A 14,458-nucleotide genomic window follows, 5' to 3' on the forward strand; every position below is an offset into this window, starting at 1 on the left:
CCCGCTGAGCCCGGGCAGCCAGGAGCGAGGGCCTCCACGACGGCCGTCAGGGCGTCCGGATCCGCCGCCCGCGCCGCCTCCCCCAGCCGTGCCGGCGCGGGCCGGAAGGACCCGGCCTTCATCCCGGTGACGAGTTCCGCGACCAGGCGCGGTATGTCTGGCGTCGGTTCGCAGGGCACGGGCGGACGGTAGCAGGGGCCCGGCGGCCTACTTCAGCGCGCCCGCCGTCAGCCCCGCCACCACCTGGCGCTGGAAGACGATGTACGCCGCCAGGACCGGCAGCATCGCCATCACCAGGCCCGCGAAGAGGCCGGACCAGTCGCCCTTGTAGCCCTGGCTGACCGCCAGCTGGACCAGGCCCTGGGTGAGGACGCGCTTGTCGGGGTCGGTGTTGAGGACCGTGGGGAGCATGTACTGGTTCCACTGGCCCAGGAAGTTGAAGATGCCCACGCTGATCAAGCCCGGCTTGGCCATCGGCAGCATGATCTGGAAGAACGTACGGGTGTGCGAGGCGCCGTCGACGAAGGCCGCTTCCGCCACCGACGTGGGCAGCGTCCTGAAGAACGCCGTCAGGAAGAACACCGTGAACGGCAGCGAGTACGCGATGTAGACCAGGATCAGGCCGTGGATCGTGTTCAGCAGGCCCATGTTGTTCACGACGTAGAACAGCGGGACCAGCGCCAGCATGATCGGGAAGCTCATGCCACCGATGAAGAGGAAGTAGATGAAGCGGTTCCCGGGGAAGTCGAAGCGCGCCAGGACGTAGGCCGCCATGGAGCCGAGGACCAGGGTGCCGATGAGCGAGCCGCCCACCACCAGAACGGTGTTCAGGAAGTAGTCGCTCATGTTGGCGTCGGTCCACGCCCGCGCCCAGTTGTCGAAGTGCAGCTTGTCCGGCAGGGACCAGGGCGAGCCGAAGATGGAGCTGTCGTCCTTGAAGGACGTCATCACCGCCCACAGCAGCGGCATGACCACCATGATCGCCCAGATGACCAGGATGCCGTGGGAGAAGGCGTTGAGGACGCCGCCCTCCCTCTTCTGCCCGGAGGGCCGCGCGGCCGGCGCCACGTCGACCTTGGAGACGGTCGCTCCGGACTCGGCCGGCAGCGGCGCGGGGGTCTCGGTCGTCTTCATCGCTTCAGTACTCCAGCCGCTCGCGACGGCCCAGCCGCATCACGATCGCCGCGAAGGCGAGCGTGACGACGAGCAGGGCGACGCCGATGGTGGTGGCGTAGGCGGCCTGACCGTCCCGGAACGCCTTCTGGTAGACGTACAGGACCATCACGGTGGTCGAGTAGTCGGGACCGCCCGGCCCGGTCGTCATGATCTGTACGACCGCGAACGACTCGGCGCCGAGCGCGAGGATGCCCATGTAGACCCAGCCGGACTGCACGGTGTCCCACAGCAGCGGCAGGGTGACGCGGAAGAACGTGGTCAGGCGGCTCGCGCCGTCCAGCAGGGCCGCCTCGTACAGTTCGGCCGGGATCGACGCCATGCCCGCGGAGAACAGGACCACGAAGAAGCCGACCGTGGACCACACGAGCACCGCCATCACGCACCACAGCGCGAGGCTCGGGTCGCCCAGCCAGAGCGGCTGGACGCTGTCGAGGCCGATGCCGCGCAGCAGTGAGTTGATCGCGCCGCTGTCCGGGTTGTACGCGAAGGCGAACAGCAGCGACACGATCGCGATGGACAGGACCTGCGGGAAGAAGTAGACGATCTTGTAGAAGGAGGAGCCCCGGACCCCGGAGACCACGGGGCCGCCCCTTCTCCGCCGTCCGCCCACATTGATCATGAAGGCGAAGAACAGCGCCAGACTGATCGTCACCAGCGGGAGCACCAGGGCGAACAGCAGACTGTGCTGCAACGACTTCCAGAAGATGTCGTCGTGGAACATCCTCTTGTAGTTGTCGAAGCCGACCATCCTGAATTCGGGGCTCAGGCCGGTCCAGTCCGTGAACGAGTAATAGATGGACTGGATGAACGGCCACACCACGAAGAGCGCGTACAGTCCCAGGGGCAGTGCCAGAAACCCCACGATGAACCGGTACTTGCCGTGCTGCATCGCCACTCCGGTGCTGTAGAGGTGCTGGTTACTGGTGCTTGTAGTGCTTGATGGACGTGTCCTTCGCGGCCTCGTCGGCGAAGCCCTGGATCTTCTTGATGGCCTCGGCCGGGGTGAGACGGCCGGCCATCATCTCGCCGAGACCGGCCACACCGATCTTCTCCTTCTGCAGCTGCACATACCAGTCCTGGATGCGCGGATTCACTACGTTGGATCCTGCCTTGTCCAGCGCCGCCACACCCGACTTCAGACCCGGGGTGAGAGGGATCCCGGTGGTGCCGCCGTTGTACGCGGTCAGCGACTTCACCTTGGCGGTGAAGTTCTTCGAGGACGCCTCGGAGAGCATGATGCGCAGCTGCTCCATGCCGCCCTCGGCGTTCGCCGCCTTGGCCGGGACGATGAAGGGCTCACCGCCGGAGGCCCAGATGGTGCCGAACGGCAACTTGTCGGAGCTGTCGATACCGGTGGGCGCGGAGACCGCGAGGTTGAAGTCGGCGGGGATGACGTTGGCCGACTCGTTCTCCACCCAGGAGCCGTTCGGGATGAACAGCGCCTTGCCCTTGGCCCAGGCAGTCTGCGACTGGATGTGGTCCAGACCCGGGGTGCCCTTGAGGATGTAGCCCTTCTTGTACAGCTCGTAGTAGGCCTCGAAGCACGCCTTGACCGCCGGGTGCTTCCAGGCGTTCGGCTCCAGGTTGTCGATGGCGTCGAGCACCTCGCGGCCGCCGACCTTGCCGATCATGGGGTACAGCGAGAAGGGGATGTAGTACGGGTACTTGCCCGCGTACGTCCAGCCCGCCATGCCCTTCTTCTTGGCCTTCTCGCAGACCGCGAGCATCTCGTCCCACGTCTCGGGGTACGTGGCGTCCAGCGAGTCCAGGGCCTTCTGCGAGTACCAGACGCCGTAGACCGTGTAGGCGTAGTACAGGATCCAGACCGGCTTGCCGTCGAACTGGCCCATCTCCACGATGCCGGGGCGCAGCGTGTCGCGGACCTTCTTGCCGGGGTCGTCGTACGACGGCGCGTCCAGCAGCGGGGTGAGGTCCGCCAGCTGGTTCTTGCCGACGAGCACGCCCATGTCCATCTGCTCGGCGCCGGAGTTGTCGATGAGGTCCGGCGGGTTGCCCTGGTTGAAGCGGGGCTGCAGGGTGGACTGGATCTTCTGGGTGGCGGCGAACTTCACCGTGGCCTTGGGGAAGTCCTTCTGGTAGATCTTCACCGCGTCCTGGGCGTACTCCTTGCCGAAGCCGCCGTCGAAGAGGACGAACTCCATCTTGGCGCTCTCGTTGACGCCGAGCGGGTTCTTCGCGGTCTTCTTGCCCGCCTTCGCCTTGTCCTGTCCGTCGCCGCCGCTGCTCGCGCAGGCGGACAGCAGGCCCATTCCGGGGGCCGCCACCAAACCGAGCGCGGCCGAACGCTTGATCAGATCGCGGCGGCCGACACCTTCGCCACCGTGGTGCGCTGTGGATCCCATGCTCAAGTCCTCGCCTTCTCCAGGACTCAGGCGGTGAACCGGATCCTGCCCGGCACCGCGGTCGGGTAGTGCAGGGTCATGCGGGGAAACGCCGACAGGTATAGTCCACTTCCGGCCGACGGAGCAAGATCGAATGCAAGGTTGGCCATGGGTCTTTTCCGAGTTGAGACCTCTTGGAAATATGAGCGCCCGGTGAGCGCTCTGCGGGAAAAATTCCCGACATAGGACCCTGAATGCCGCACCCAACACCCTTGACATCATGGGCCACTTGACGCCCTACTGGTTCCTGCGTCCCGAAATTGACAACGTTGTCCAAAGCCGGCGCAGGGAGGGAATCCGTACATGCAGCGGAGAACTCGGCACAGATGCGGTCCGGCGGTCGTCCTCACGGCCGCCTTTGTCATGGCTGTCGGCGCACAGGGCGCGGCGGTCGCCCTGCCCGCGCAGGGACAGGCCCTCGACCGGGAGTTCGCATCCTCGTTCGAGGCGGGGGATCCGGCACCCGACTGGCTGAACACCGTCGACACCGGACCGGACGGCAGCAAGCGCGCCTCGGGCGTGGACGGCGGCTACAGCACGGGCATTCCGGGCAATGTCACCGACCATGTGACCGAGGTCCGGGCGAGCGGCGAGAACGCGGGCGCGGGCGAGGTGAAGGAGAACCTCGTCGACGGCGAGCCCGGCACCAAGTGGCTGACCTTCCAGCCCACCGGCTGGGTCGAGTTCGACCTCGACAAGCCCATCAAGCTGGTGACGTACGCGCTCACCTCGGCCAACGACGACGACGCGCGCGACCCGAAGGACTGGACGCTCCAGGGCTCGACGGACGGCAAGGACTGGAAGACGGTCGACTCCCGCTCGGGCGAGTCCTTCTCGGAGCGGTTCCGTACGCAGTCGTACGACCTCGCCCAGCCGGCCGAGTACCAGCACTTCCGGCTGGACGTGAGCAGGAACAACGGCGCCTCGGACATCCTGCAGATCGCCGACGTGCAGTTCTCGACCGGCGGCGGGGGCGGCCCGGTGCCGCAGGACATGCTGTCGCTGGTCGACAAGGGCCCGAGTGGTTCCCCGACGGCCAAGGCGCGGGCCGGTTTCACCGGAAAGCGGGCGCTGCGCTACGCCGGACGGCACACCGCGGCCGGCCGGGCGTACTCGTCCAACAAGGTCTTCGACGTGAACGTGAAGGTCGGCGCCGACACGCAGCTGTCGTACCGCATCTTCCCGTCGATGGCCGACGGCGACCGGGACTACGACGCCACCAACGTCTCCGTGGACCTGGCCTTCACCGACGGCACCTACCTGAGCGGCCTGGGCCCGACCGACCAGCACGGCTTCCCGCTGTCGCCGCGCGGGCAGGGCGCGGCGAAGGTGCTGTACGTCAACCAGTGGAACAACGTGGCCTCGCGGATCGGCTCGGTGGCAGCCGGCAAGACGGTCGACCGGATCCTGGTGGCGTACGACTCCCCGGACGGCCCCGCGAAGTTCCGGGGCTGGATAGACGACGTCTCGCTCGGGCAGGCGGCCCCTCAGACGCCGAAGGCACACCTGTCGGACTACGCGCTGACCACCCGCGGCACCAACTCGAGCGGCAGCTTCTCGCGCGGCAACAACTTCCCGGCGGCGGCCCTCCCGCACGGGTTCAACTTCTGGACGCCGGTGACGAACGCGTCCTCGCTGAGCTGGCTGTACGAGTACGCACGTGCGAACAACGACGACAATCTGCCCACGATCCAGGCGTTCAGCGCGAGCCACGAGCCCAGCCCCTGGATGGGCGACCGGCAGACCTTCCAGCTGATGCCCTCCGCCGCGTCCGGCACCCCGGACACCGGGCGTGAGGCCCGGGAGCTGGCCTTCCGGCACGAGAACGAGACCGCGCGGCCGTACTACTACGGTGTCCGGTTCGAGAACGGCCTGAAGGCCGAGATAGCACCGACCGACCACGCGGCGGCGCTGCGCTTCACCTACCCGGGCGACGACGCGAGCGTGCTGTTCGACAACGTCACCGAGCAGGCGGGCCTGACCCTGGACAAGGAGAACGGCGTCGTCACCGGCTACTCGGACGTGAAGTCGGGCCTGTCGACGGGGGCCACGCGGCTGTTCGTGTACGGCGTCTTCGACAAGCCGGTGACGGACGGCGGCTCCAGCGGGGTGAAGGGCTATCTGCGGTTCGACGCGGGCGCGGACCACACGGTCGGTCTGCGTCTGGCGACCTCGTTGATCAGCATCGACCAGGCCAAGGACAACCTGAGCCAAGAGATCCCCGACGGCACGTCCTTCGGCACCGTCGAGGCACGGGCCCAGCGGACCTGGGACAAGCTGCTCGGCAAGGTCGAGGTGCAGGGCGCGACCCCGGACCAGCTGACCACGCTGTACTCCAGCATGTACCGGCTGTACCTGTACCCGAACTCCGGCTTCGAGAAGGTGGGCGGAAAGTACCAGTACGCCTCGCCGTTCTCCCCCATGCCGGGCCCGGACACCCCGACGCACACGGGCGCGAAGATCGTCGACGGCGAGGTGTACGTCAACAACGGTTTTTGGGACACCTACCGCACCACCTGGCCGGCCTACTCGTTCCTGACCCCCTCTCAGGCGGGCGAGATGGTCGACGGGTTCGTGCAGCAGTACAAGGACGGCGGCTGGACCTCCCGCTGGTCCTCCCCCGGTTACGCCGACCTGATGACCGGCACCTCCTCGGACGTGGCGTTCGCCGACGCGTACGTCAAGGGTGTGGACTTCGACGCGAAGGCGGCGTACGAGGCGGCGGTCAAGAACGCGACGGTCGTCCCCCCGTCCTCGGGTGTGGGTCGCAAGGGCATGAGCACCTCGCCGTTCCTCGGTTACACCAGCACCGACACGCACGAGGGCCTGTCGTGGGCGATGGAGGGCTACGTCAACGACTACGGCATCGCCAGGATGGGCGAGGCGCTGTACAAGAAGACCGGCGAGAAGCGCTACCAGGAGGAGTCGCAGTACTTCCTCAACCGCGCTCGGGACTACGTCGACCTCTTCGACTCCAAGGCGGGCTTCTTCCAGGGCCGTGACGCCAAGGGGAACTGGCGCCTGGACTCCTCGAAGTACGACCCGCGCGTGTGGGGCTACGACTACACGGAGACCAACGGCTGGGGCTATGCCTTCACCGCGCCGCAGGACAGCCGGGGCCTGGCCAACCTGTACGGCGGCCGGCAGAGCCTCGCGGACAAGCTCGACGAGTACTTCGCCACCCCGGAGACCGCCTCGCCGGACTACGTCGGTTCGTACGGCGGTGTCATCCACGAGATGACCGAGGCACGGGACGTCCGGATGGGCATGTACGGCCACTCCAACCAGGTCGCGCACCACGTGATCTACATGTACGACGCGGCCGGCGAGCCCTGGAAGGCCCAGGCCGACGTCCGCGAGGCGCTGTCCCGCCTCTACACGGGCAGCGAGATCGGACAGGGCTACCACGGCGACGAGGACAACGGCGAGCAGTCGGCCTGGTATCTCTTCTCCTCGCTCGGCTTCTACCCGCTGGTCATGGGAAGCGGCGAGTACGCCATCGGCTCCCCGCTGTTCAAGAAGGCGACCGTGCACCTGGAGAACGGCCGGGACCTGGTGATCAAGGCCCCGCGCAACAGCGTGAAGAACGTGTACGTGCAGGGCGTGAAGGTCAACGGCCGCCCCTGGACGTCCACTTCGCTCCCCCACTCGCTGCTGGCCAAGGGCGGGGTGGTGGAGTTCTTCATGGGCTCCAAGCCCTCGACATGGGGCAGCGGCCGCAACGCGGCCCCGGTCTCCATCACCCAGGACGACAAGGTGCCGACGCCCCGCGCGGACGTGCTGAAGGGTGACGGCGCCCTGTTCGACAACACGTCGGAGACGAGCGCCACCGTCACCTCGGTGGACCTCCCGGTCGGTGCGGCCACTCGAGCCGTCCAGTACACGCTGACCTCGTCGGCCGACCACGCGTCGGCGCCGGCCGGATGGACCCTGCAGGGCTCCACGGACGGCACCGGCTGGAAGACCCTGGACCACCGCTCCGGGGAATCGTTCGCCTGGGACCGTCAGACCCGGGCGTTCACCATCGCCGCACCGGGCTCGTACACCAGGTACCGCCTGGTCCTCGACGGCCGGTCGACGCTGGCGGAGGTGGAGCTGCTGGCCTGACGCTCCGGGCACGAGGAAGGGGCGGGTCCCGCGGGGCCCGCCCCTTCGTCATGGGCGGCTCAGCCGGTGGCCAGGGTGAACACGTGCAGATCGGTGTTCTCCGGGAGCCGGACGCTCTTGATGCTCCTGCCCTCCGGCGCGCTGAACGGCTTGGTGGCGAAGACGTACGTCGCCACCGGGTCCTTGTCGGCGCCCGCGACGTTGCGGTACGCGGTCCTGGCGACGACCTGGTTGCCGTACTGGACGGTGCCGCCTCCGCCGCCGACGGTCCAGTCGGTGAAGGAGAGGTCCACGGTGTCGGTCGTGCCGTCGGTGTAGGTGACGGTCGCCTTGGTCTGCTGGTTGCCGTTGACCGCGCTGCCGATGAAGGACAACCGGGTGGCGGGGGTGGCGAGTTCGACCGTCCGACCGGCGGCCGTGGCGTTGTCGGGGCGGCCGGCCGGCGAGTTCGGCCAGGTGAAGGTGAGGCCGTCGAGCGTCCCCTGGCCGCCCGGGGTCAGGCCGGCCGCGGCGAGGGCCTGGCGGGAGTAGCTCCAGCCGCCGCCGTCGTAGTCGGCCTCGTCGTGCTCGCCCTCGTCGTCGGAGATGCCGGTGTTGTTGTAGGCGGCGAGGAGGGTGCCGGGAGCGGCCACGGTCAGCGAGACCGGCTGCTCGTAGGAGGTGTCGCCCGAGGTCACCGTGACCTTCACGGCGTAGAAGCCCTGGGTGGCGTCCTCGGCCGCGGTGAGGGTGATCTCCTGGGAGCCGTCGGTGACCGTGCCCTCGGCGGGCGTGGCCGTGACACCGGCCGGGGCCTGGACCCGGAAGCGCACCTCGGGTCCGCTGCCGCCGCTCAGCGCCAGCGCACGGATGCCGATCTCGGTGCTGTCGCCGGGTGCCACCGTGGCGGCGGTGGGGCCGACGCCGATCTGGTACGGCTGCTCGCCCTCCCGGAAGGACGGCGGCGGCGAGGCCGTGCCCCAGGTGCGGTTCGGGGTGGTGGCGAGGGTGTAGTCGAGGCGGCCGCCGTCGCGCACGAAGGAGGCGGGCAGCCAGGGCCGCGCGCTGCTACGGCCGTTGACCTTCAGGGACTGGACGTACGGCGCGTCGGCGGCCGCTCCGGTCGCGCGCACGGAGATGTCGTTGCCGTGCGGGCGGTCGATCTCGATCCGTTCGAACAGCGGTGAGGCGAGGACGAGTTCGGCGCGCGAGGGCACCTGGGGGTACATCCCGAGCGCGGAGAAGACGTACCAGGACGACATCGCGCCGAGGTCGTCGTTGCCCGGGATGCCGCCCGGTTCGGTCGACCAGAGCCGCCGCATGGCCGCGCGGACGGTCTCCTGCGTCTTGTAGGGAGCGCCCGCGTAGTCGTACAGGTAGGGCACGTTGATCGACGGCTCGTTGTCCAGCTCGGACTTGGTGCCGCCGTCGCCGGTGAAGGCCCAGCCGCCGTCGGCGGTGTGGAAGAAGTCGTCCAGCCGGGCCAGGGCCTGGTCCCGCCCGCCCAGCGCGGCGAAGAGCCCGGCCGGGTCGTGCTGGACCATCCAGGTGTACTGGGCGGCCGTGCCCTCCACGAACCCGTTGCCGGTGTCCGGGGTGAAGCCGGTGACCCAGCTGCCGTCGGCCTTGCGGTTGGCGATGTAGCCGCCGCTCGGGTCGGCCGCGACGTCGAAGTTGTTCTGCCACCACTGGGCCCGGCGGGCGAAGGCCGCCGCCGTGCCCTTCTCCCCCGCCGCCGCGGCCAGTTGGGCCAGGGAGAAGTCCGCGGTGGACATCTCCAGGGTCTCGGCGGCACCGCCCCAGGCGTTGGACACGCTGGGCATGTAGTGCAGTTGGAGGTACTTGTCGAGCGAGGGGCGCTGGCCCACCGACAGCACCGGCTTGCCGGCCGCGGACAGGTCCTGCCGCGTGGGCACGGTGGCCGCCTTGACCAGCGAGTCCAGGGCACCCTTCAGGTCGAAGCCGGTGCCGCCGAAGGCGTGGATGCCGGCCAGTGCCGTGGGTGAGGGGTCGCCGTTCATGACGTGGGTGCCGCTCGCACCGTGCAGCCAGCGGTCCCAGACGCCGCCGTTCTGCCCGGCGAGTTCGTACAGCGACTGAGCGACGTCGGAGCCCGTGCGCGGGTCGAGGAGCGTGAGCAGCTGCACCTGGTCGCGGTAGACGTCCCAGCCGGAGAAGGTGCCGTACTGGGCACGGTGGCCGCGGCCCACCCGGTGCGCCTTCCCGTCACTGCCCCGGTAGCGGCCGTCGGCGTCGCTGATGACGTTGGGGTGGAGCAGGGCGTGGTAGAGGGCGGTATAGAAGGTGGTGCGGTCGGTGTCCGTGCCGCCGCCGACGCGGACGGCGGCCAGCCGGTCGCGCCAGGCCCGCCGGGCCGCGGCCCGCACCGCCTCGAAGGAGCGGTCGGGCGGGTTCTCCGCCCCGAGGTTGGCCTCGGCGGCCTGCCGGCTGACGTAGGAGATGCCGACCTTGACGTTCACCGGGCCGGGGCCCGGCGCGAACCGCACGTACCCGCCGGCACCCTTGCCGGCGACGGGCCGCCCGCCGTGCGAGAAGCCGCCCGTGCCGCCGGACGCCTCCCGGGATCCCGGGCTCAGTGTGTCGTCCTGCCAGGTGCCGGTGGCCGTGAAGGCGCGGTCGAAGCGGGCGGTGAAGTACAGCGTGTAGTAGGAGCGCTGCCCCTCCGGGTCGAGGTAGCCGCAGAAGTTCCCCGAGGTGACCGAGCCGGAGATGGTGCGGGTCGCCGGGTCGATGATGATCGTCGAGTCCTCCGAGCCGACCTCGGAGCCGGCGGTGCGCACGAGGAGCGAGGCGGGCTTGTCCGCCGGGTAGGTGAAGCGGGCCGAGCCCGTGCGGGTGGTCGCGGTGAGGTCGGCGGTGACGCCGGAGACGAGACCCACCTTGTAGTGGCCGGGCTCGGCGGTCTCGTCGCCGTGGCTGAAGCCCGAGGCGTAGACGGCGTCCTTGGTGTCGCTCGCCGGGGAGGAGGTGACCTCGCCCGCGTACGGGAAGAACGGGATGTCGCCGCCGCCGCCCGCACAGCCCGTGCCGGACATGTGGGTCAGGCTGAAGCCGCGGATGCGGGTGGCGTCGTACTGGTAGCCGCCGGGCGCGGCGGTGCGGGTGGCGTCGCCTCTGGTGTTCTCCGGGCTCCAGGAGAGCATGCCGAAGGGCACGACGGCGCCCGGGAAGACGTTGCCGCCGTTCTTGGTGCCGATCAGCGGATCCACGTACGGGGTCGGATCCTTGACGAGCTCGGGTGGAGCTGCGGTCGCCGCGAGGGCCAGGGATGGGGGTCCCCCCGCTCGAGCGAGGCCCAGAGCGGGGGAAGTGCCGGTCGCGAGCAGCGCGGCCAGCAGCAGGGACGTGGGACGGAAACGCATGGCGCGGCCCTTCCTCCTGTCGGACGGGTCGCGCACCACTGGTCGCACAAGCCGCAGGGACAGTAGCGTGCGCCACCGGTAGCACGGAAGACCGCGTACGCCCGCGCATGCACACCCCGGGATCACCCCGTCGGGCCACCACAAGTGGGTTGACATCGTTGTCGGTTGAGGCGGTAAAGTCATGTACAGACCACTCGACAACGTTGTCGCGCCCACTCGGTCGAGGCCCGCCCAAGACCTCGACCTCACAAGCCAGCACCACCCGGGCAGGGACGCCACCCCCCTCCCCTGCCCGGCTCGCGGACCCGGTGAGCACGGCCACCGGGTCCGCCCAGAGCGACTCAACCGACCGGCTGACAAGGGGTGATGAGGTTTTTGGGAGCGCTCCCATACGGTCTTGGCCGACAAATGTGATGTCCATCGCTTGGACCGGCCATAGTCACCTGGAAACGCCGGTGTTAGAAATGTCGCATGTCGGACCGAATCGGCCGATCCGGGCACAACTCGTGTCGCTCGTTGATCGGCAAGATCCCGCGCAGTGTTGCCGGGCAGGTTTTCGTCCTGCAGGCGGCTCTGGTCGTGGTGCTCGTGGTCTGCGCCGTCTTCGCCCTTGTCCTGCAGTCGGAACGTGACACCGGCACGGAGGCCAGGCGCCGGTCCATAGCCGTCGCACAGACCTTCGCGCACTCTCCTGGCGTCGTGCAGGCGCTGCACTCGCCCGCGCCCTCCAAGGTGCTCCAGCCGCTCACCGAGGCGGGGCGCAAGACCGCCGGCGTCGACTTCATCGTGGTCATGGACACCAAGGGCATCCGCTACACGCACCCCATTCCGAGCAAGATCGGAAAGCGGTTCGTGGGCAAGATCGAGCCGTCGCTGGCCGGGAAGGTGTACACCGAGAGCGTCCACGGCCCACTCGGCCACGAGGTGCAGGCGACCGTCCCCATCTACGACTCCCACGGCAAGGTGACGGCCCTCGTCTCCGCCGGCCTGAAGGTCAAGAACGTGACCAACGAGGTGGACCGGCAGCTGCCGATCATCCTGGGCGCCGGTGCGGCCGCGCTCGTGGCGTCGACCAGCGGGACGGCACTGGTGGGCAGGCGGCTGCGGCGGCAGACCCACAGCCTGGCCCCGGACGAGATGACCCGCATGTACGAGCACCACGACACGGTGCTGCACTCGGTGCGGGAGGGAGTGCTCATCGTCGGAGGCAGCGGCCGGCTGCTGCTGGCCAACGACGAGGCCCGGCGGCTGCTGGAGCTCCCCCCGGAAGCCGAGGGACGAAACGTGCGGGAGCTGTCGGGCCTCGACCCCGAGATGATGGAACTGCTCGTCACCGGACGGGAGGCCACCGACGAGGTGCACTTCGCCGGAGGACGGCTACTGGCCGTCAACCAGCGGCCGACGGACCGTGCGGGAGGACCCCGGGGGACCGTGGTGACGCTCCGCGACTCCACCGAGCTGCAGGCCGTGTCCGGCAGGGCCGAGGTCACCCGGGAGCGGCTCGAGCTGCTGTACGACGCGGGACTGGGCATCGGCACCACCCTGGACGTGGTCCGCACGGCCGACGAGCTGGCACAGCTCGCCGTCCCCCGCTTCGCCGACTTCGTCACCGTGGACGTGGCCGACGCCGTGCTGCACGGCGAGGAACCGGCCCCCACGGCGACGGACATGCGGCGCGTCGCCGTGGGCGGCATCCGCGACGACCATCCGCTCTACGAGAAGGGCCGGCTGATCGACTTCCTGCCCTCCACCCCGCAGGCGCGCGGCTTCGACGCCGGCCGCTCCGAGCTGGTGACCGACCTGTCGACCTCGACGGGCTGGCAGGCACAGGACCCCGAGCGCACCCGGCAGATCCTGGACTTCGGCATCCACACGCTCATCTCCGCCCCGATCAAGGCCCGGGGCGTCGTGCTGGGCATGGCCAACTTCTGGCGTTCCAAGCGGGAGCCCTTCGACCAGGAGGAGCTGTCGCTGGCGGAGGAGCTGGTGGCCCGGGCGGCGGTCAGCATCGACAACGCCCGCCGGTACACCCGTGAGCACGCGCTGGCGGTCACCCTCCAGCGCAGCCTGCTGCCGCGGGCGCTGCCCGAGCAGAGCGCCCTCGACGTGGGCTACCGCTACCTGCCCGCCCAGTCGGGCGTCAGCGGGGACTGGTTCGACGTGATCCCGCTGCCGGGCAGCCGGGTGGCGCTGGCCGTCGGAGACGTGGTCGGTCACGGCCTGCACGCGGCCGCGACGATGGGCCGGCTGCGGACCGCGGTGCACAACTTCTCCACGCTCGACCTGCCGCCCGACGAACTGCTCAGTCATCTGGACGACCTGGTCGGCCGCATCGATCAGGACGAGGCCTGTCCTGAGACGGCCGGGGAGATCGTGGGCGCCACCTGTCTGTACGCGATCTACGATCCCGTGACGCGCCGCTGTGTCATGGCGCGTGCGGGGCATCTGGCACCGGCGCTGGTCCACCCCGACGGCAGCGTCACCTTCCCGGACGTGCCGGCCGGGCCGCCGCTGGGCCTCGGTGGCATGCCGTTCCGGACGGCCGAGCTGGACCTCCCCGAGGGCAGCCAGCTCGTCCTGTACACCGACGGGCTCATCGAGGACCGCACGCGTGACCTGGACGTGGGCATGGAGCTGCTGCGTGGGGCGCTGGCCGGTCACCCCGACCGGACGCCGGAGGAGAGCTGCCGGGCGGTACTGGACGAGCTGCTGCCCGAGCGGCCCGGGGACGACGTGGCTCTGCTGATCGCGCGCACCCGGGCGCTGCCGGCCGAGAACGTCGCCGACTGGGACGTGCCGCGCGACCCGGCCGCCGTGTCGGGGATGCGCGGCGCCGTGTCCGAAAAGCTCGAGGAGTGGGGCCTGGCCGAGCTGGGCTTCGGTATGGAGCTCGTCCTGAGCGAGCTGATCACCAACGCGATCCGCTACGCCTCCGAGCCGATCCATGTACGGCTGATCCGGGACCGCACGCTGATCTGCGAGGTGGCCGACGGCAGCAGCACCTCGCCGCATCTGCGGTACGCCGCGACGACCGACGAGGGCGGACGGGGTCTGTTCCTGGTCTCGCAGATGACCGAGCGCTGGGGCACCAGGTACACGCCCCAGGGGAAGGTGATCTGGGCCGAGGTGGCGCTGCCGGAGATCCCGGAGTTCCCCGCGGGCTGAGCGCGTCAGGCCGGGCTCCCCAGCGGCCGGGAGCGCCTCAGACCGGGCTCCCCAGCGGCCGGGAGCGCCTCAGACCGGGCTCCCCAGCGACCGGGAGCGCCTCAGACCGGGCTCCCTAGCGACCGGGAGCGCCTCAGACCGGGCTCCCTAGCGACCGGGAGCGCCTCAGACCGGGCTTCCGAGCGGCCGTGAAGCCCTGTGCGGGGTCGGGCACTCCGTCCGGCGGTGGTGCTCCGGCCACGGGCG

6 protein-coding genes are annotated in these 14,458 nt (G+C 69.5%); 2 read left to right on the plus strand and 4 right to left on the minus strand.

The features are described from left to right. Positions 1-207: 207 nt before the first annotated feature. The 3 genes from ACFZDC_RS07420 to ngcE are packed head-to-tail and all read right to left on the minus strand — an operon-like array spanning position 208 to position 3,539. The gene (locus ACFZDC_RS07420; protein ID WP_391321092.1) at positions 208-1,134 is read right to left on the minus strand and encodes an ABC transporter permease subunit; all 927 of its coding nucleotides are present in this window, start codon (positions 1,132-1,134) and stop codon (positions 208-210) included. Between the two features lie 4 nt (positions 1,135-1,138). Next, positions 1,139-2,065 carry an ABC transporter permease subunit gene (locus ACFZDC_RS07425; protein ID WP_391321564.1) on the minus strand — a complete coding sequence of 309 codons (927 nt, stop codon included), beginning with the start codon at positions 2,063-2,065 and terminating at the stop codon, positions 1,139-1,141. A gap of 28 nt (positions 2,066-2,093) precedes the next feature. Continuing rightward, the gene (ngcE, locus tag ACFZDC_RS07430) at positions 2,094-3,539 is read right to left on the minus strand and encodes an N-acetylglucosamine/diacetylchitobiose ABC transporter substrate-binding protein (protein WP_391321094.1); all 1,446 of its coding nucleotides are present in this window, start codon (positions 3,537-3,539) and stop codon (positions 2,094-2,096) included. Between the two features lie 402 nt (positions 3,540-3,941). Between ngcE and ACFZDC_RS07435 the strand changes: the two genes are divergently transcribed. After that, a complete protein-coding gene (locus tag ACFZDC_RS07435) occupies positions 3,942-7,685 on the plus strand; it encodes a GH92 family glycosyl hydrolase (RefSeq protein ID WP_391321096.1) in 3,744 nt (1,247 codons plus the stop codon). Between the two features lie 59 nt (positions 7,686-7,744). Here the strand turns inward: ACFZDC_RS07435 and ACFZDC_RS07440 are convergent, their stop codons facing one another. Then, positions 7,745-11,047, minus strand: a complete 3,303-nt coding sequence (locus tag ACFZDC_RS07440; protein ID WP_391321098.1) for a GH92 family glycosyl hydrolase — start codon at positions 11,045-11,047, stop codon at positions 7,745-7,747. Between the two features lie 471 nt (positions 11,048-11,518). On the opposite strand from ACFZDC_RS07440, the gene ACFZDC_RS07445 reads away from it, so the two are divergent. Continuing rightward, the gene (locus tag ACFZDC_RS07445; RefSeq protein WP_391321100.1) at positions 11,519-14,212 is read left to right on the plus strand and encodes a SpoIIE family protein phosphatase; all 2,694 of its coding nucleotides are present in this window, start codon (positions 11,519-11,521) and stop codon (positions 14,210-14,212) included. The last annotated feature ends 246 nt before the right edge of the window (positions 14,213-14,458 follow it).

Source organism: Streptomyces sp. NPDC007905 (assembly GCF_042959345.1).
Classification (GTDB): Bacteria; Actinomycetota; Actinomycetes; order Streptomycetales; family Streptomycetaceae; genus Streptomyces.

What these genes read in the sequence shown, in the direction of transcription:
- ACFZDC_RS07435 (WP_391321096.1), top strand. Translation starts at nt 3,942, where the DNA reads ATGGCTGTCGGCGCACAGGGCGCGGCGGTCGCCCTGCCCGCGCAGGGA.
- ACFZDC_RS07425 (WP_391321564.1), bottom strand. Translation starts at nt 2,065, where the DNA reads ATGCAGCACGGCAAGTACCGGTTCATCGTGGGGTTTCTGGCACTGCCC.
- ACFZDC_RS07445 (WP_391321100.1), top strand. Translation starts at nt 11,519, where the DNA reads ATGTCGGACCGAATCGGCCGATCCGGGCACAACTCGTGTCGCTCGTTG.
- ACFZDC_RS07440 (WP_391321098.1), bottom strand. Translation starts at nt 11,047, where the DNA reads ATGCGTTTCCGTCCCACGTCCCTGCTGCTGGCCGCGCTGCTCGCGACC.
- ACFZDC_RS07420 (WP_391321092.1), bottom strand. Translation starts at nt 1,134, where the DNA reads ATGAAGACGACCGAGACCCCCGCGCCGCTGCCGGCCGAGTCCGGAGCG.
- ngcE (WP_391321094.1), bottom strand. Translation starts at nt 3,539, where the DNA reads ATGGGATCCACAGCGCACCACGGTGGCGAAGGTGTCGGCCGCCGCGAT.